This is a genomic window from Ascidiaceihabitans donghaensis, from assembly GCF_900302465.1.
Lineage (GTDB): Bacteria > Pseudomonadota > Alphaproteobacteria > Rhodobacterales > Rhodobacteraceae > Ascidiaceihabitans > Ascidiaceihabitans donghaensis.
Genome location: NZ_OMOR01000001.1, coordinates 2,809,758 through 2,828,537, shown reverse-complemented (window position 1 = coordinate 2,828,537; position 18,780 = coordinate 2,809,758). Strand labels below are relative to the sequence as shown.

The following is an 18,780-nucleotide window of genomic DNA, read 5'->3' as shown; positions in this document are numbered from 1 at the left end:
AGCGATGCGTTTCATATTTTGCATCAGGTATGTTGATGTATATGACAAAGCTATGTACATTTTGGAAACGAATGTTTGTTAAATTTATCATCAAGGATCGTGATGTATGAGAAATTTGGATATAACGACGCTACGGTCTTTTGTGGCGGTCGCTGACAGCGGCGGGGTGACACGGGCTGCCGGGTTTTTGCATTTGACGCAATCTGCAGTGTCCATGCAGTTGAAGCGGTTGGAAGAGATGCTGGGGCTTGAATTGCTTGACCGTTCAGGGCGTACGATTGCTTTAACAGCGTCAGGAGAGCAGTTGCTGGTCTATGCGCGCCGCATGATTGCATTGAACGATGAGGTCATAACCCGGCTGACGGATCAGGCATTTGAAGGTGAGATCACGCTTGGGGTACCACATGATATCGTTTATCCGGCGATCCCGCGTGTCCTGAAGCAATTTCATGCCGCCTTTCCGCGCGTTAAAGTGCAACTGATTTCATCCTATACACGCGCTTTGAAGCGGGATTTTGGGCAGGGCACTTGTGATTTGATCCTGACTACAGAGACAACGATTGATGCGGGTGGTGAGTTGCTTTGTACAAAGCCGTTGTGTTGGATCGGGGCGCCCGATGGGTCCGCGTGGCGGCAAAGACCATTACGGCTTGCGTTCGGGCGGCAATGTACATTCCGTCCGAAAGTGGTGGAACGGTTGGACACCGCCGGTTTGGAGTGGGATCTGATGGTCGAAACCGAAAGTGACCGGACGATTGAAGCAACTGTTGCAGCTGACCTTGCTGTGCATGCAATGATCGAAGGCACAGAGCCGCCGCATCTGGAGCAGATAGAACACAACGAAAGCCTGCCTGAATTGCCTGCGCAACACATCAACTTATACGGGGCGCAAAGCACCAAAGGGGTCGTGCATGATACTTTGGCTGACCTTCTAAGACGTGCCTTTGCGGGCAGTGATTCGGTCAAGCTGCGTGCAGTTTCAGGTTGAAACCATCAAAATGCACAGCATAATCTGAAAAACTTTGTATAAATTTGTTGCTACTTCGGATCGAATTTAATGAAAATTGACGTGTATTAGCGTCAATTTTCTACATTTGTTCGCATCTCTGCTAGCGCGTTGTTATCGCCAGATTATTTTTAGAAAGGGTCCATTCTGACCCTGCTTCGGCATCAGAAGGGGACTCCGAACTGACGAAAAACGTTAACAAAGCTTTAACGCCTAGCGGGCATAAAGGCGCTGCAAATCAGCTCATACGTGCGGAACTTGTTGCTTATGAGGCGCGTTGTCGCGTACCTTAAGGCCAATCCCGACAGGCTAGTATTGCTTTGGGATCGTTCGGACTGTGCGCATTGCGCGTCGTATGGCTCGGGTTTCAGGCATTGCGCATCGCAGGTGAAAACTCATGGCTCACATCGTCGACACTCACGTCGGAAAACGGATTAGGCAGCGTCGCTGGCTTATCGGGATGACCCAACAAAAACTTGCAGAGCTTGTCGGGATCAAATTTCAACAAATCCAGAAGTATGAAACGGGCGCAAATCGCGTCAGTGCATCACGCCTTTGGGACATCGCGGAATCGCTTGGCGTGCCTGTGGGGTTCTTCTTCGAAGGGCTGGAACCTGCAGGATCCGAAGCAGCCGAAGCGGGCAACATGGTACCATCTGATCTGTTCGCCGACAAAGAAGCGATGGATTTGGTTCGGTCGTACTATGCGATCCCCGAAGCCCAGCGTCGTCGTTTGTTCGAATTGGCGCGTGTCCTTAGTGATGTGGCCTGATCACGCCTTGGGCATGTGATTGCATTTAAAAACCTAAGTTGCAAAACGGGGTGCATCGTGGCACCCCTTTTTTATGACAGTTTCACATGATCAAATCGCAGCTCTGACCGAAGTGGCACATGCGCTTGCGGACGCTGCACGTCAGGCCATTCTGCCGCATTTCCGCAGCGTGGACCTTGTGTCCGACAACAAGTTAGACGACGGGTTCGACCCGGTTACTGTCGCCGACAGGGCGGCGGAACAAGCGATGCGTGATGTTTTGGCGGCCCTGCGTCCTGATGATGCAATCTTGGGTGAAGAATTCGGGGCGACATCGGGCACCACTGGGCTGACTTGGGTATTGGACCCGATAGATGGCACGCGTGCTTTCATCTCGGGGACACCAACGTGGGGTGTCTTGATCGCTGTCGGTGACGATGCAGGGCCGGTGATCGGGGTCATTGACCAGCCTTACATCGGCGAACGTTTCACGGGCTCACCTGCAGGCGCAGACCTACAAGGGCCGCATGGCAATTCAACACTCAAAACGCGCGGCCCCCGCCCGCTAAGCGAAGCGACAATTTTCACAACTTTTCCGGAAGTGGGAACCACAGCAGAGGCAAAAGCCTTTCATGCCGTCGCAGGCCAAACGCGGCTGACGAGATACGGCATGGACTGCTATGCTTACGCTTTGCTGGCTGCGGGGCAGATTGATCTGGTGATCGAAGCCCAGCTGAACGCCTACGATATTCAAGGCCCCATTGGCGTCATTCAGGGCGCGGGCGGCATCGTAACCGACTGGGCGGGGGGCCCTGCCCACAATGGTGGGCGCGTAATAGCCGCGGCCAACGCAGACATCCATAAAGCAGCATTGGCGATCTTGGAGGAACATCTGTGACGACGGTCTTGATCCAGAATGCTGACGTTGTCCTGACGATGGATGACACACGTCGCGCGTTGCACGGTGCGGACGTGCAAATTGAAAACGGGCAAATTACCGAAGTCGGGCACGGGCTAACGCCATTGGGCGAGGTCATCAACGCAGCGGGGTGTGTTGTGACACCGGGGCTGGTGAACACGCATCACCATCTGTACCAAACGCTGACTCGCGCGGTGCCGGGCGGGCAAGACGCGCTGTTGTTTGGTTGGTTGCAAACGCTATACCCCATTTGGGCACGCTTCACGCCGGATCATATGTTTACATCCGCACAGATCGGGCTGGCAGAGCTGGCGCTGTCTGGATGCACGTTGAGCTCGGATCACTTGTATCTTTACCCCAACGGCGCACGGCTTGAGGACACCATTCATGCCGCATCCGAAGTCGGATTGCGCTTTCAACCGACACGCGGGGCCATGAGCATTGGCGAAAGCGATGGCGGTTTGCCACCAGACAGTCTGGTGGAACGTGAAGCGGACATTCTGAACGATTGTATTCGTGTTATTGATGCCTTCCATGACGCTTCTGCCAATTCGATGTGCCGTGTTGGTGTGGCCCCGTGTTCGCCATTCTCGGTCAGCACGGAATTGATGCGTGATGCGGCTATTTTGGCGCGGGACAAAGGCGTGATGATGCACACGCATCTTGCCGAAAACGACGAAGACATCGCGTACAGTCTCGAAAATTTTGGCAAAAGACCCGGGCAATATGCTCAGGATTTGGGCTGGACGGGGCCCGATGTCTGGCATGCCCACTGCGTCAAACTGGATGCGTCCGAAATCGCAATGTTCGCAGATACCAAGACCGGGATTGCGCATTGTCCCTGTTCCAACTGCCGCTTGGGCAGTGGCATAGCGCCTGTGCGCGCTTTGCGCGATGCAGGCGTGCCCACAGGGTTGGGCGTGGATGGATCGGCCAGCAACGATGCGGGCAATTTGGTTGCGGAAGCGCGACAAGCGATGCTGTTGCAACGGGTCGCAAACGGGGCCGATGCCATGAGCGCCGGTGAAGCCCTTGAAATAGCGACGCGCGGCGGTGCTGATGTGCTGGGGCGCCCCGAATGCGGAAGACTGCAAACGGGCGCACGGGGCGATGTGGCGATATGGGATGTCTCTGGCATCGAAAGCGCCGGCAGTTGGGATCCTGCGGCGTTGCTTTTGGCGGGACCTACGACGGTGAAGCACCTCGTCGTTGAAGGGCGCCAGATTGTGCGCGACGGGCATATGGTCACGATGGATCTGGAGAAAACGGTTCAAACGCAAAACCGATTGGCGCGCCAGCTTCGGGACGTTTTGTGAAGCGCCTGTGCGTTAACCGCTATTCTTGCACCTGACGTCCCGCGATCCACAAATCTGCCACGGCACGGTCATCACCCATCATGATGGTCGCAAATACCGCGTCCCAGACGTCTTTGGCCCGCTGGCTGCGTTGCGCGATGGCAGGCGTTGAGGCCAAATCCAACACGCAAACATCCGCTTCAAACCCGACACCCAGATGGCCAATCTTGTCTTGTAAATGGAGGCTGCGTGCAGAGCCCGCTGTACCCAACCACAAAAGCTGGGCGGCGTGTGTGGGGGTGCCGCGCAACTGTGCGATTTCATAAGCTGCGGCCATCGTACGCAGCATCGAAAAGGATGATCCGCCCCCGGTGTCCGTGGCCAAGCCTACAGGCATCCTTGCTTTCATGCTCGCCAGATCGAACAGGCCCGATCCAATGAATGTGTTGGATGTGGGGCAGTGTACCGCCGCTGCACCAACATCAGACAAACGGTCCATTTCGCGCGGCTCCATATGGATGGCATGGCCGTAGACACCGCGTGCCCCCAGCAGGCCGTGTGCTTCATAGGTGTCCAGATAATCACGGGCGTCGGGATAAAGTGATTTGACCCAGGCGATCTCATCCGGTTGTTCGCTAAGATGGGTCTGCATCAGGCACTCGGGATGTGCGGCCCACAGTGCGCCAAGTACGTCCAGTTGTGCGGGGGTAGAGGTCGGCGAAAAACGCGGTGTGATCGCATATTCGGCCCGGCCCACCCCGTGCCAGCGCGTCAGCAATGCAAGGCTGTCGTCGTAGGCGGATTGCGCTGTGTCTTGCAAATCTTGCGGTGCATTGCGGTCCATGCAGGTCTTGCCCGCCACGATGCGTTGGCCGGATTCTGCGGCGGCTTCAAATATCGCATCAACGGACGTTGGGTGAATAGTGCCATAAGAACAAACGGTTGTCGTGCCATGCTGACGCGTTAATTTAAGGTAAAGACGGGCGATCTCGCGGGCGTAGACCGGATCGTCAAAGCGCGTTTCTTCCGGGAACGTATAGGTGTTCAACCAGTCAATCAGCCGTTTGCCCCATGACGCGATAATGCCCGTCTGGGGATAATGGACATGGGCGTCCACAAACCCCGGAACAATCAGTTTATCACCGTAGCGCACTTCGGTCGCTTGCGGGTAGGCTTGGCGTAGGTCAGCGGCGGCACCAACGGCCACAATATGCCCGCCTTGCATCGCTATCGCGCCCGCGCTGTCGATGTGCACGCACTCTTGCCAAGGGGTCTCAAACGGATCACCGGAATAGGTCAGAACCTGACCGCTCAATAAGGTTGTATCATTCATTCCGCCAACCTACGCCTGCCAGCTGCAGTCGTAAATCGCAATTGGCGACCGCTGCCCATTGTCTCTGCACAGCGCCCCCCCTATGGTCCGCCATATGTCTATGGATGATGTCAATCAAAGCCCTTCAGAGCCGCGCGATGACGGGGCGTATACGCTGGATCGTAAAGATATCAGCGCGATCCTGTATGCGGTCGAAATCGAAGACAAAGCCAAGCTGACACAGCTGATGGACCCGTTGCACGCAGCCGATATTGCTGACCTTTTGGAACAGATCAATGCGTTTGACCGATCGCGTCTGATCCGGCTTTATGACCGCGATTTCGACGGCGAAATTCTGTCAGAACTTGACGATAGCATCCGCGAAGAAGTGATTGCGGTTCTAACGCCGCAGGTCTTGGCCGAAGCGGTGCGTGATCTCGACAGCGATGACGTTGTCGATTTGGTCGAAGATCTGGACGAGCCGCAACAAGAAGCGATTCTCGACGCGCTGGAAGACGTAGACCGCGCCGCGGTTGAACAGTCCTTAAGCTATCCTGAATTCTCAGCCGGACGTTTGATGCAACGCGAAGTCGTCATGGCGCCTGAACACTGGAATGTGGGCGAAGCCATTGACCATTTGCGCAATGCAAAAGAAGACGATCTGCCCGACCAGTTCTATCACATCGTCGTCGTGGACCCGCGCCTGCACCCCGTTGGCAATGTGACCCTTGGCAAGTTGATGCGGTCGCGTCGTGAGGTCAAGCTGACGGACATAATCGAGGACGTGTTTCAGGTCATTCCTGTGGACCAGGATGAAGGCGACGTGGCCTATGCGTTCAACCAATACCACTTGATTTCAGCGCCTGTCGTGGACAGCGAGGGACGGTTGATCGGCATCATCACCATCGACGATGCGATGGCTGTGCTGGACGAAGAACACGAAGAAGACATTTTGCGGCTGGCCGGTGTTGGTGAAGGGTCTTTGTCTGACCGTGTCATCGACACCACCAAGCGTCGTATGCCGTGGTTGGCGGTGAATCTGGCCACCTCCATCGCGGCTTCTATGGTGATTGCGCAGTTTGAAGCCGCCATCACCCAAATCGTGGCCTTGGCTGTTCTGATGCCGATCGTGGCCTCTATGGGGGGCAACGCGGGAACGCAATCGTTAACCGTGGCTGTACGTGCCATCGCCACCAAAGACCTGACCGGCGCAAACGTGTGGCGCGTGATCCGGCGTGAAGTCATGGTGGGCTTGGTCAACGGGCTGATTTTTGCGGTTGTTATGGGTATCGTTGGGGTCGTGTGGTTCGGGTCGCCCGCATTGGGCTATGTCATTGCGGCAGCCATGGTTGTGAATATGGTGGTGGCGGGCCTTGCAGGCACCGTTATTCCGGTGATTTTGGAACGTGTTGGCGTCGATCCCGCGTTGGCCTCTGGCGCATTTGTGACCACGGTGACAGATGTTGTTGGCTTTTTCGCATTTCTCGGACTGGCTGCTATGGTGTTGTTATGATGGATCTAACAGCGATCAAGGCACAGGCCCGCAAGGAAGGATTTGCCCGGCGCAAGGCGGCATTTGATGCCAACGGCGGCGGTGCAGGGGGCTACCTTTCAGAGATTTTGGCGGGCTATCGCGGTGTGCCGTTGTCAGGCTATATGCCAATCCGAACCGAAATAAATCCGCTGTCGGCTATGGCTGAAGCCGCAGCTTATGGAGCTGTTGGCGTTCCCGTCATACAGGCGGCGGGGCAACCGTTGCGGTTTTCCAAATGGCAGCCAGATGGTGCGATGAAAGCCGGCCCTTTCGGGGCGCAAATCCCCGAAGTTGACGACTTTTTTGAACCGGAAATCGTGATTGTTCCTCTGGTGGCGTTTGACGCACAGGGTGGGCGACTGGGGTACGGCGGCGGGTTTTATGATCGCACCCTAGAGCTGTTGCGCGGCAGACGTGCGACTTTGGCCATCGGCTTTGCGTTTGCAGCGCAGCAGGCAGACAGCCTGCCTTTGGAACCCACGGATCAACCATTGGACATGATTGTGACCGAAAACGGCGTGATCAGCTTGACGTAAGCCGTGTTTTGAATGCCTCGAACCCTGCATGGGTCGGATTCATCTTTAAAGCCATATCAACAAAGCGTAACGCGGCATCGGTCTGGCCACGTGCGCGTTCAAGCTGCGCCATTTTGAAGTAGGGCTGAGCCTGACGTTTAGACATGTCCAAACACTGCATGAAAACGCGCTCAGCAGCTGCAAAGTTGCGCTGCCCCATGTGGGCATCCCCCAAAACAATCAGGGCGGGCATATGCTTGGGGCTTTGATCCAAAATCTGGGATGCAATGGCCTGCACCGCGTCAAAGCGTTTCAGACGCAGCATCAGGCGTGCGGCAAACACCTGCATATCAACAGACGTTGTTTCAAAGGACAGGTCGCCACTTTTGTTTGTGAATTTATGGGTCAAAAAATCGAAGGCTTGCGTTAATTCACCCTGGCCCGCCAAAGCCCGCGCCTTGACCAAGACCGCACGCTCCAATTCTGGTGATGTGCTCAATGCGCGGTCTGCCAGTTCAAGCGCTGCGTCAAACCGCTTTGCAGTGACCTCGTTGGCTGCCAATTGGGTCAGCACGTCGGGGTCTTCGGTCCGATCGTCCGTGGTTTCCACATATTTCGCAACCATACGCGCCACGTTTAAATCGACAAGACCCTGACGCACATGCACCTGATCGTCTTCCCAGCTTTCATGGCGATCACTTAGCGTTATGGATTCAAAGCTGGGAAAATAGGACACATTTTCATAGCGGTACGCGATTTCTTCTGCAGCTGAACGTAGTGTCGCTTTGGAATAGGCATTGGCCACGATGACGTCTGTGTCGGGGCGAAACGTAGAAACCAGAGGCACCGGCGACACGGTCAAAATGCAATTCAACCCGCCCACGCGGTTGTGGGCGTTGGCGGTGTCAATCAGCTGCGCCATTGAGGCTACAACATCGGAATGGCGCATGACCCGCAGGCGAAAACGGTCGGGATCCGTCTGTATCATGCGCTTGAGAGGAGGAGAATTCAGATAGATCCCCAATTCTGCATCATACCACGCCTCAACCAGACCCATTGTCAAAACCAGCAACTTACAATTTGCCAAGGCACTGTAAGCCTGTTTGATCTGGGTGCGACGCGCGACGGCGGTGGCTTTGTCTGTGGGCAGAGCCCAGCGTCGGCCCACATGCAAATCGACAACCTTGTCGGAACCAACGTCGTACAGGTGACGATCAGGATCGAAGGGGGCGTCGGGATTCAATGCCCAAGTGACCTCGTTCAACATCGAAGCTGCTGTGAAAGTATTTAGCACATTGTTTTGTATGCCCGGTCCAATGGCGCGGCGGGCTGGCAGATCAAAGCCCAGATGGATCAGACTTTTTTCCACGTTGCGGGCAAAACAGGACCCTAGAGTAAAGACACTTGCGCCCGTCTGTAGTGTGAAGGGCGCGTTGAAATGCGGTGTGCAGAACGGTTCGACACGGTTTTCGCTGTCATGACGATCGGGCCAACGGGCATGGGTGTTGGTCTTAAGATGTGCGAAGGCATCCTGGGCGGACAGCTCGGCCAAAAAGGGCGGAGGTGCGTTTTTGTTGTCCTGTGCCATGCCGGTTATCCTTCGGGATCGAAATCAAGGATGTCTGCAGGCGTGCACTCCAGAGCATGGCAAATCTTATCCAGAGTTTCAAAGCGCACCCCTTTGACCTTGCCAGACTTCAATAGGCTGACATTCTGTTCTGTGATGCCTACGATTTCAGCCAGCTCTTTGGACCGCATTTTACGCCTTGCCAGCATCACATCCAAGGTGACGATAATTGCCATGCTTTTCCCTTCGCGCCCCGTGCCTAAACAATTGCCCCGTATTTAAACAATTGCTTTATGGTCTTCAGACAATTGTGCGGCGCTGACCATAATATGGGCCACAGCGACAATGACCAGACCGATCACGATGGCATAGACATCCGTGTCTTCCAAAGCGATTTCAATGCTTAAGCTGTTGGGGTTGGCCCAGTACTTCATCAGCGTGCCGGTCAGGGCGTTCAGAATGATGCTGACGGGACCAAGCGCAAACAGCATCCAGCCAATGCGTCGCAACTGAAGGGCAGACTGCGGCGTGAAAATGCCGATGGTTTTGATGCCAACAAACAATTGACGGACAGTCATCAACAAAACGACGCCAATCACATCCATCACCAACCACAATGCAGCCGCAAGAACAGCATGGGATGTGGGCAATTGGGTCAAGGCGGGATCAAGGTCCAGCTGTGCACTGAGTTCACGCGCCAACATGTCAGAATCGCTAAAAGCTGTGGCCAGAAAATAGAAGATAACCGTCAATGCGATCGCAACAGCACCAGTGCTCAGCCAGATGCCGATGGTTGCAGTGCGCTGGATTTTTCCCATCACAGGGTCGGACATAGAATGATCAGTTAGCATGAGTTTGCTCCACATAAATTTATCAGTTGCATTAATTATCGTAAAACAATAAATAATGCAACTGTTGCGATTATTGCGCATCGTGAATCAAACATATGAGGAAACACATGCTGTATCGAGAGTTGATTTTGACATCTGCCATCATTTTAGGGCTTGGGGCCGAGGCACAGGCACAAGACCGGTGGGCGGGGTTTTACGCCGGCCTCAGTCTTGACGCCGTGGACACATCGTCAGACGTGGCCAGCAACGCGACACATCGCTATTCTGACAACGGTGCGTCGTTGGGCCTTTATGCGGGCTACAACTATGCACGCGCCAATGGTTTCGTTTGGGGCCCAGAGATCGCTTTGACAGGAATTAATGCGTCCGGCAGCCGGTCGGATGCAGCGTTGGGCACTTCAAGTTTTCGCGGGTCATTCTTGCTTAATCCAAGGATGCGACTTGGATATGCGACGGATCGGGCCTTTTTCTACGGCATGGTCGGGCTGGGGATCACGGATGCCGGTGCGGAACCTGACACAAACTCCGGTACTGACATTTATGTGTCAGGGTCGATCGGTATCGGCGCAGAATTTGCCCTGCGCGATGACTGGTCCACCAAGATCGAGGCCGTGCACTACACCTGGAATGACGTGAATAAGACGTTCAATGGCAATGTTCAGGGTGTCGATACGAAAACCACGCAATTCACGATTGGTTTGTCACGCAAGTTCTAACATCCGGTTTTTCGGTGAAGACCGCTAAAAATAATGGTCGCGCCCCTTGCTCCTGCGACGGGCGCGGCCTAGGCGTTGAATTATGAAAATATTGTTCTTAGGCGATGTGATGGGCCGCGCGGGGCGTCGGGCGATCACCGAAAATCTACCCCGATTGCGCGAGGCTTGGGCCTTGGACTTTGTCGTCGTGAACGGCGAAAATGCCACGTCGGGTATGGGGTTGTCAGGCGCACACGCCAAAGTACTGTTGGATGCTGGCGCGGATTGCGTGACGCTTGGGGATCATGCTTTTGACCAAAAAGACATGATGCAGTTCATCGAACACGAACCGCGTGTGATCCGGCCTTTGAACTTCTCAAAAGCGTCTCCGGGCAAAGGATCACGGCTTTTTACCACAAAAAACGGACGCAAGGTTCTGGTCATGCAAGCTTTGGGGCAGGTCTTTATGAAGCGGCCCTTTGATGACCCATTCTCGGCGGTTGAGCCTGTGTTCAAGACGCATCCTCTTGGCGGACAAGCTGATGCAATCGTTGTGGATTTCCACTGTGAAGCCACGTCAGAAAAAATGGCGATGGGGCATTGGTGTGACGGCCGCGCCAGCCTTGTGGTTGGCACGCACACCCATGTGCCCACAGCCGACGCGATGATTTTGCCAGGCGGGACAGCACATCTAAGCGATGCTGGCATGTGTGGTGATTACAATTCCGTGATTGGCATGGAAAAACATGAACCCCTGCGCCGATTTATCACCGGCATGCCCAAAGACCGCTTCACCCCCGCAACCGGCGAAGCAACATTGTCAGGGGTTTACATCGAGACCGATGATCAAACGGGCAAAGCCACACGCATTGAAATGGTGCGTCAGGGTGGTCGTTTGCAGCAATGCGGACCATGACGGACAGTTTGTCGGGTCGTGAAAAGCTGGGATATAGCCTGTTTCTAGTGCTTTTGGGCATGGGTTGGTCGTTCACGATTCCAATGACCAAAATAGCAGTCAGCGAAGGGTATAAACATTTTGGCCTGATCTTTTGGCAAGTCGCCATTGGGACGGTTTTGATGTTTGTAATCAATAGTGTGCGGCGTAAATCGTTGCCCATGGGACGGGATCAAATTCGGGTGTATGTCATTATCGCGCTGATTGGTACGGTGCTGCCCAACACCGCAAGCTTTCAGGCCGCGGTGCATTTGCCGGGTGGCCTGTTGTCTATTTTGCTGTCGATGATCCCGATCTTTGCCTTTCCCATCGCGTTGGCTTTGGGCAACGACACGTTTGATGTCCGCCGGTTTGCGGGGCTGTTGACGGGGCTTTGCGCTGTCATGCTGATCGTATTGCCGGGGGCAGGCAGTCTTGGCATTCCATCCGTTGTGTGGGTGTTTGTTGGTCTGATTGCCGGCATGTTCTATGCGTTTGAGGGCAATTTTGTTGCCAAATGGGGCACTGCGGGACTGGATCCCATTCAGGTTCTGTTCGGGGCGTCTTTGGTGGGGTGTGTGATCACACTGCCCATCGCACTTATGAGCGGACAATGGATCAACCCGTTACCACCCTACGGTTTACCCGATGCAGCACATGTCGCGGGCTCAGTTGTGCATGTTCTGGTATACACAGGATATGTTTGGCTGGTTGGCAGGACGGGCGCAGTCTTTGCAGTTCAAGTGAGCTATCTGGTGACGTTGTGTGGGGTGTTCTGGTCTAAAATTCTGCTGGACGAAGCATATGAGCCGCAAATCTGGATGGCATTGGCATTGATGATCGGTGCGATGTACCTTGTCCAGCCAAGACCGCGAACGCGGCTTGCACAGGCTGATACAATCAAAGACACTCACGCATAAAGCACTCCCTTACAGCGGGCAGATACCATGGGCTTTCTCAACCTTTCCCAAACCGGCAGCGCGGTGGTCACGTTAACCGTTGTGATTGTCATGTTCATACTATTTTTACGCGAAACCTTCCCCACTGAGGTTGTTGCCATCACCGGAGCAGCCGCGCTGCTGGGGTTGGGCGTTTTACCGTATGACCGCGCCCTGACAGTCTTGTCCAACCCTGCGCCTTGGACCATCGCCGCGATGTTCATCATAATGGGGGCATTGGTGCGCACCGGCGCTTTGGACGCATTCACCGCAATTGCAGACAAACAAGCGCGGACCAACCCGGCGTTGGCTATTGTGTTACTGATGGCATTTGTGGTGCTCAGTTCTGCGATTGTGTCAAACACACCCGTTGTTGTTGTTATGATTCCGGTGTTTATCCAGCTTGCGAAAACGATGGGTATTACGGCATCTAAGCTGTTGATACCGCTTAGTTATGCCGCGATTTTGGGTGGTACTTTGACTTTGATCGGGACATCCACAAATTTGCTGGTGGACGGCGTTGCACGCGCCAACGGGCTCGCAGCCTTTTCCATCTTTGAAGTGACGCCGCTGGGTATCATTTTGGTCATTTGGGGGATGATCTATCTGCGTTTTGTAGCGCCAAAGTTGCTGCCTGATCGTGAAAGCATGGCTGATCTTTTGTCGGATCGAACCCGTAGGAAGTTCTTCACAGAGGCGGTTATTCCGCCGGAATCCAACTTGGTCGGACGTGAAGTCACTGGCGTGCAATTGTTCAAACGCGATGGCGTGCGGTTGATCGATGTTATTCGCGGCGATGTGTCTTTGCGGCGCAATCTGCAAGGCGTTGAACTGGCAGTAGGCGACAGGGTGGTTTTGCGCACGCAGATCACCGAGCTGCTAAGCCTGCAACGCAACAAGGAACTTAAACGTGTGGATCAGGTTTCGGCAGTTGAAACCACCACCGTAGAGGTGCTGATCACGCCAGGATGCAAAATGGTCGGACGATCATTGGGGGCCTTGCGTTTGCGTCGGCGGTTCGGGGTCTATCCTTTGGCAGTACATCGTCGAAATCAAAATATTGGACGCCAACTTGATGATTTGATTGTGAAAATTGGCGATACACTTTTGCTCGAAGGGGCCCCTTCCGATATTCAGCGCCTCAGTTCTGAAATGGATATGGTGGATGTTTCCAAGCCATCCGCCCGTGCGTTTCGGCGCAGCCACGCACCCGTCGTTATTGTCGCTTTGACGGGGATCGTTTTGCTGGCAGCGCTTGGAATAGCCCCGATTTTTCTGCTTTCGGTGCTGGCTGTTGCCCTTGTTTTGATTACCAGATGTATCGATGCAGACGAGGCATTCGGGTTTGTTGACGGGCGCCTTCTGGCGCTGATTTTCTCGATGTTGGCAATTGGCGCTGCATTGGAAGCATCGGGTGCCGTTGCTTTGATTGTCGGGTTTATTGCCCCGGGTTTAAGTGTTCTGCCACCCTTTTTGATCGTTTGGGCCATTTACCTTTTGACCTCCGTGTTAACCGAAATGGTCAGCAACAATGCGGTGGCAGTTGTGGTCACGCCCATAGCAATCGGATTGGCCGGGGCCATGGGGATCGACCCCCGACCCCTTGTTGTGGCGGTGATGGTTGCGGCCTCTGCCAGCTTTGCGACACCTATCGGGTATCAGACCAACATGCTTGTTTATGGTCCGGGCGGCTATACGTTTTCGGACTTCATGAAAGTCGGAATCCCGTTGAATCTGAGCATCGGTCTTTTGGCTTCTGCGGTCATTCCGTTTATCTGGCCACTCTATTCTCAGTAAAACTCTTCTCTGATCCGCACAATTTGGCACTTGGGTCACACACGCCATGTGACGTTGTAAGAACACCTGCGGGGACGTTGATGGATGAAGCTGTGGATAAGACGATTTAGATTGAAAGATCAAAGGCGTGCTCGCCTCACCTTACGCAATGCGTAAACAAATGGTTAAGGTGATCAGAATTTCGTTAACAGCCACAAACCTTCCTAGATCGGGGTCCACGGGGAACGCCGCAGATTACAAGATTCGAACCTTTTCCTTCACGGTCGTTCCAAGCGCTTAGGCAATAGATTTCGACCGTCCTGCAGCGCGTCCTGAAAAGATGCAGCCCCCTAAAAACGTTCCCTCGAGTGCGTTGTACCCGTGGTATCCGCCGCCGCCAAACCCCGCAACTTCGCCTGCTGCGAATAGACCGGGTATGATTTCCCCGTCAGCACCGATCATGCGGCTTTCCAGATCGGTGTGCAGACCACCAAGCGTTTTGCGGGTCAAAATGTTGAGCTTCACAGCGATCAATGGTCCGTTGCTTGGGTCGAGAATCTTGTGCGGTTTTGCGACACGCACCAACTTGTCGCCGCGATAATTCCGTGCAGCATGAATGGCCATCAACTGCGCGTCTTTTGTGAAAGGATTGTCGACCTGCAAATCGCGGGCGCTGATCTGGCGGCGCAAATGGTCGGCATCTATCAAATCACCACCCGCGACTTGGTTCATACCACGGGCAAGGTCCTCAAGTGTTTGTGCAACAACGAAATCTTCGCCTTTGTCTTTGAACGCCTCGACGGGTTTTGGCGCCCCTTTTCCAGACAAAAGGCGGGCCTTGATCACTTCCAGCCAGCTTTTGGAAGTCAGATCGGGGTTTTGTTCCGACCCCGACAAGGCGAATTCCTTTTCGATGATTTTTTGGGTCAAGATGAACCAGCTGTAGTCGTGACCCGTCGATAGTATTTCCTTAAGCGATGTCATGCTGTCGAAGCCGGGCAAGTTTGGCGGCGCAAATCGATTGCCAGTGGCGTCAAACCACATAGAAGACGGGCCTGGCAGGATGCGAATGCCATGTGATGGCCAGATGGGGTCCCAGTTTTTAACGCCTTCCGTGTAATGCCACATGCGGTCGCCGTTGATCACGTCCCCACCAGCGGCCTCAGAGATCCCGATCATACGCCCGTCCACATGCGCAGGCACCCCGGCGATCATCTGTTTCGGCGCGGGCCCCAAACGTTCGGTTGGCCAGACTTTGCGCACCATCTCGAAGTTTCCACCAATGCCTCCGGATGTCACGATAACAGATGGGGATTGAAGGGAAAAATCGCCTACAGGATCGCGATTTGTGGATGCGCCGCGTTGGACAGAATCCTCGGCCAACACAGTGCCGCTAACGCCTTTGGCCGCGCCGTTTTCCATGTCGATTCTGTCTACCTGATGGCGGAACTTGAATATGATACGGCCAGCTTTTTCGTGTTCCAGACAGCGTCTGACAAAGTGTTCAATAATGCCTTCACCGGTACCCCAAGTGATGTGAAAACGGGGCACCGAATTGCCGTGGTTGTCGGCATAGGACCCGCCGCGTTCGGCCCAGCCCACAATTGGAAACCATCGGTTGCCCATATCGTAAAGCCATTGGCGCATGTCGCCTGCTGCAAATTCCAAATAGGCTTCAGCCCATTTACGTGGCATCGCATCTTCAGGGCGGTCAAATTGGGCCGATCCCATCCAGTCGTTATAGGCAAGTTCAGGGCTGTCTTTGATACCCATGCGGCGTTGCTCGGGCGTGTCGATCATAAACAAGCCACCCAAGGACCAGAAGGCTTGGCCGCCCAAAAAATGGCGAGGTTCTTGGTCAAGAACGATTACTGATTTCCCGCGGTCGCCCAGTTCTGCGGCTGCGGCCAACCCTGATAGGCCCGCGCCTACAACGATTGCATCTGCTTGATCCATAATGGAAATCCTTATCTTTTGCGGTACCAGGCCACAAAGGGGGCCGCGACAAAGTACATCAATATACCATAGACGGCTGATGGTAGGGCCATTGTTGAAAAGCCCTCTGATTGCCCGGAAATGATCGCAGCCAAGGCAATACCCAGTGTCGCGTTCTGTACACCCGTTTCGATCGAAACGGTTTTCATCTCGTGCCATGTCAGACCGGATGCGCGTGCCAAGCCAAGCCCAAGCAGCATCAGGCCGATGTTCATCACAATCAGTGCCGGACCAAGGGTGCTTAGATTGTCGATCAACAGCGCCCAATTGCCAGCAATCGCGGCCAAAACGATAACAACAAACAAAACCGTGGCCAGCACCGACAAGGCCGGCTCGATACGCTGCGCAAACCCTGTTGCAAAGTGCCTGACTGTCACACCGATCAATACGGGCAAAGTGGTGATCAAAAAGACCGCGATTGCCAGTGTGGCGATGTCAATTTGTGGTGCGTTCTCGCCCATGAAGTGCACAACGGACCATGCTGCAAGAAAGGGTACAGTCAGCAGCCCCAGCAGGCTAATGACCGCCGTAAGAGAGACTGACAGTGCCACGTCACCTTTGGCCAGTTTGGTAATCATGTTGCTGGTCACACCGCCCGGGCAAAAAGACAGCAACATAAACCCGACCGCCAGCTCACCAGGCAGCTTGAATGCGATCACCACCAGATAGGCCACAACGGGAAGGGCGATGATTTGTGCAACGGCGCCGACCCCGAAGGCCCGCAATCGTGTCAGAACACGTGCGAAATCGCCAAACGTCAGGCCGATCCCCAAGGATAGCATAATGATTGCAAGCGACAGTGGCAAAACCACGTTGATAAGAATGTCCATCGAAGGCCCTTCAGGTTTTTTCTACACATTCTAATGTGCTTGCAGGTTGGCAAGAAAAACGTTCCGTCAGAGTGGCCAGAACACCAGAATTGCGGGAATAGAGACCGCCACCACTATGATTTCCAACGGAAGCCCCATGCGCCAGTAGTCTCCGAAACTGTAGCCACCCGGCCCCAGAATTAGCGTGTTGTTCTTATGGCCGATGGGCGTCAGGAACGCCGATGATGCAGCCACAGCCACAGCCATCAAAAACGGGTCCGGCGAAACACCCAGAGTTTGGGCCATTTGAATGCCCACAGGGGCGGCCACAATGGTTGTCGCGGTGTTGTTCAGCACGTCGGACAACGTCATGGTAACAATCATCAAGACGGTCAGCACCATCCACGCAGGCAGCCCTTGGGTCCATCCGATCAAAGCACCGGCAATCAACTCGGTGCCGCCTGATGTTTCCAACGCGGCCCCAAGCGGGATCATAGACCCCAAAAGCACAACCACGGGCCATTCGATATGCGTGTAAAGTTCCGACAAGGGCACGATGCGCGTCAAAACGTAAGCCACCACAACCATGCCCAATGCGACAGGCAGATAGATAAGCCCCAAGCTTGCGGCGATCACGGCCCCGCCGAACATGGCGATCGCCAGCCAGACTTTGCTGTTTTCGGTCACAGCCAACCCGCGATCTGCCAAGGGCAAGCACCCCAACCATTCGGTGACATCCGGTCCACGGTCGCGTGGCACCAGCAGAAGCAAAATGTCTCCGGGCCGCATTTCAGTCTTGCGGATTTCTTTGGATATACGTTTGCCTTCGCGTGAAATGCCCATCAACACAGAGCTTTGACGCCAAGACAGCCCGACCGCTTGCGCCGTTCGGTCCACCAAGCGGCTGTTTTCCATCACCACGACTTCAATGATCTCAACACCTTCTCCGGCCGCATTTAAGCGTTCCGTGCGTGTTTCGTCTGCCAATGCCAAATCCAGCGCAGTGCGAAATTCGTCTAATGCGTCTGGTGTGGCTTCCAATACGAAGGCGTCGCCTTCTTGAATTTTTGTATTGCGGGCCTGACCGTAGCGGCGCTTGCCATCACGGATCAAACCAATGATGGCAACGTCGGTCTTTTCGGCGTCTTCATCCAGTTCTGCAACGCGTTTGCCGATGTGTTTGTTGCCCGCAGGCACGGTCAGCTCTGCGATGTATTGGCTTAGATCGTCTGGTCCGCCGCCATCGTCTTCACGCGCGGGGATCAAACGCCAGCCAATCAGTGCCACAAACAAAAGCCCTGCAATGGCCGCAACACCACCGACAGGCGCGAAGTCAAACATCTTGAACGGTGCGCCAAGGCTTTCTTCGCGGATGGCAGCGATGATGATATTGGGCGGGGTGCCGATCAAAGTGACCATGCCGCCCAGGATGGTGGCAAAGCTAAGCGGCATCAGCGACAAGCCTGCACTGCGTCCTGCTTTGCGTGCGGTTTGAATATCGACTGGCATCAACAATGCCAAGGCAGCGACATTGTTCATAAAGGCGGAAAGCACGCCACCAATTGCGCCCATCAAAGTGATGTGTGCCCCAAGCGACCGGCTTGCGTCGACCAGCGTGCGGGTGATTAAAAACACAGCACCCGACCGCACGAGGCCCGCTGATACGACCAGCACCAACGCCACCACCAGCGTGGCTGGATGGCCAAAGCCTGAAAAGGCGTCTTTTTGCGGCACAACCCCCAGCACCACGCCGACCATCAGGGCCGAAAAGGCCACAATATCGTAGCGAAAACGCCCCCACAACAGAAGGCCAAAGACGGCGCCGAAAAGCGAAAACAGGATGATTTGATCAGGTGTCATAGCTGTACAGTATGGTCTTGTGC

General features: G+C 54.6%; 17 protein-coding genes. 10 read left to right on the top strand and 7 right to left on the bottom strand.

Features of this window, described 5'->3' with window-relative positions; genetic code table 11:
* Window positions 1-106: 106 nt before the first annotated feature.
* From ASD8599_RS14105 to ASD8599_RS14090, 4 genes are all read left to right on the top strand, one after another.
* Window positions 107-988, top strand: a complete 882-nt coding sequence (locus ASD8599_RS14105) for a LysR family transcriptional regulator (protein WP_108829124.1) — start codon at window positions 107-109, stop codon at window positions 986-988.
* A gap of 415 nt (window positions 989-1,403) precedes the next feature.
* On the top strand, window positions 1,404-1,778 hold the full coding sequence (locus tag ASD8599_RS14100) for a helix-turn-helix domain-containing protein (RefSeq protein ID WP_108829123.1): 375 nt from the start codon (window positions 1,404-1,406) through the stop codon (window positions 1,776-1,778).
* 73 nt (window positions 1,779-1,851) lie between these two features.
* Window positions 1,852-2,655 (top strand): histidinol-phosphatase, encoded by an 804-nt coding sequence (gene hisN, locus ASD8599_RS14095; RefSeq protein ID WP_108829122.1) that lies wholly within the window; start codon window positions 1,852-1,854, stop codon window positions 2,653-2,655.
* Complete coding sequence (locus tag ASD8599_RS14090; protein WP_108829121.1) at window positions 2,652-3,992, top strand: 8-oxoguanine deaminase; 1,341 nt, start codon at window positions 2,652-2,654, stop codon at window positions 3,990-3,992. Before hisN ends, ASD8599_RS14090 begins: the two co-directional genes overlap by 4 nt.
* Before the next feature lie 19 nt (window positions 3,993-4,011).
* Here ASD8599_RS14090 and guaD read toward each other — a convergent pair whose 3' ends face one another.
* A complete protein-coding gene (gene guaD, locus ASD8599_RS14085) occupies window positions 4,012-5,304 on the bottom strand; it encodes a guanine deaminase (RefSeq protein ID WP_108829120.1) in 1,293 nt (430 codons plus the stop codon).
* Window positions 5,305-5,404: 100 nt separating this feature from the next.
* Here guaD and mgtE point away from each other — a divergent pair, with 100 nt between their 5' ends.
* Together mgtE and ASD8599_RS14075 are read left to right on the top strand one after the other, a co-directional pair.
* Window positions 5,405-6,796, top strand: a complete 1,392-nt coding sequence (gene mgtE, locus ASD8599_RS14080; RefSeq protein ID WP_422664769.1) for a magnesium transporter — start codon at window positions 5,405-5,407, stop codon at window positions 6,794-6,796.
* The gene (locus tag ASD8599_RS14075) at window positions 6,793-7,353 is read left to right on the top strand and encodes a 5-formyltetrahydrofolate cyclo-ligase (protein WP_108829119.1); all 561 of its coding nucleotides are present in this window, start codon (window positions 6,793-6,795) and stop codon (window positions 7,351-7,353) included. Before mgtE ends, ASD8599_RS14075 begins: the two co-directional genes overlap by 4 nt.
* Here the strand turns inward: ASD8599_RS14075 and ASD8599_RS14070 are convergent.
* Genes ASD8599_RS14070 through ASD8599_RS14060 form a run of 3 tightly spaced genes read right to left on the bottom strand, consistent with a single transcriptional unit; the run spans window position 7,340 to window position 9,750 of the window.
* Window positions 7,340-8,920, bottom strand: coding sequence for a GSCFA domain-containing protein (locus ASD8599_RS14070; protein ID WP_108829118.1), 1,581 nt, complete (start codon window positions 8,918-8,920; stop codon window positions 7,340-7,342). The two genes, ASD8599_RS14075 and ASD8599_RS14070, sit on opposite strands and share 14 nt — an antisense overlap.
* A gap of 5 nt (window positions 8,921-8,925) precedes the next feature.
* Window positions 8,926-9,135 carry a helix-turn-helix domain-containing protein gene (locus ASD8599_RS14065; RefSeq protein WP_108829117.1) on the bottom strand — a complete coding sequence of 70 codons (210 nt, stop codon included), beginning with the start codon at window positions 9,133-9,135 and terminating at the stop codon, window positions 8,926-8,928.
* A gap of 42 nt (window positions 9,136-9,177) precedes the next feature.
* Complete coding sequence (locus ASD8599_RS14060; RefSeq protein WP_181364492.1) at window positions 9,178-9,750, bottom strand: DUF2975 domain-containing protein; 573 nt, start codon at window positions 9,748-9,750, stop codon at window positions 9,178-9,180.
* Window positions 9,751-9,857: 107 nt separating this feature from the next.
* On the opposite strand from ASD8599_RS14060, the gene ASD8599_RS14055 reads away from it, so the two are divergent.
* The 4 genes from ASD8599_RS14055 (at window position 9,858) to ASD8599_RS14040 (ending at window position 14,114) form a co-directional block, all read left to right on the top strand.
* Window positions 9,858-10,466, top strand: a complete 609-nt coding sequence (locus ASD8599_RS14055; RefSeq protein WP_181364491.1) for an outer membrane protein — start codon at window positions 9,858-9,860, stop codon at window positions 10,464-10,466.
* An 82-nt stretch (window positions 10,467-10,548) separates the two neighbouring features.
* Window positions 10,549-11,361 carry a TIGR00282 family metallophosphoesterase gene (locus tag ASD8599_RS14050; RefSeq protein WP_108829114.1) on the top strand — a complete coding sequence of 271 codons (813 nt, stop codon included), beginning with the start codon at window positions 10,549-10,551 and terminating at the stop codon, window positions 11,359-11,361.
* Window positions 11,358-12,299, top strand: coding sequence for a DMT family transporter (locus ASD8599_RS14045; protein ID WP_181364490.1), 942 nt, complete (start codon window positions 11,358-11,360; stop codon window positions 12,297-12,299). The genes ASD8599_RS14050 and ASD8599_RS14045 overlap by 4 nt, the downstream gene beginning before the upstream one ends.
* A 27-nt stretch (window positions 12,300-12,326) precedes the next feature.
* Window positions 12,327-14,114 carry an SLC13 family permease gene (locus ASD8599_RS14040; RefSeq protein ID WP_108829113.1) on the top strand — a complete coding sequence of 596 codons (1,788 nt, stop codon included), beginning with the start codon at window positions 12,327-12,329 and terminating at the stop codon, window positions 14,112-14,114.
* A 276-nt stretch (window positions 14,115-14,390) separates the two neighbouring features.
* On the opposite strand, the gene ASD8599_RS14035 is transcribed toward ASD8599_RS14040, so the two are convergent.
* From ASD8599_RS14035 to ASD8599_RS14025, 3 genes are all read right to left on the bottom strand, one after another.
* Window positions 14,391-16,049, bottom strand: coding sequence for an FAD-binding dehydrogenase (locus ASD8599_RS14035; protein ID WP_108829112.1), 1,659 nt, complete (start codon window positions 16,047-16,049; stop codon window positions 14,391-14,393).
* A gap of 11 nt (window positions 16,050-16,060) precedes the next feature.
* Window positions 16,061-16,918: a bile acid:sodium symporter family protein gene (locus ASD8599_RS14030; protein WP_108829111.1), complete on the bottom strand. Its 858-nt coding sequence runs from the start codon at window positions 16,916-16,918 to the stop codon at window positions 16,061-16,063.
* 66 nt (window positions 16,919-16,984) lie between these two features.
* Window positions 16,985-18,757 (bottom strand): SLC13 family permease, encoded by a 1,773-nt coding sequence (locus ASD8599_RS14025; protein ID WP_108829110.1) that lies wholly within the window; start codon window positions 18,755-18,757, stop codon window positions 16,985-16,987.
* Between the last annotated feature and the right edge of the window lie 23 nt (window positions 18,758-18,780).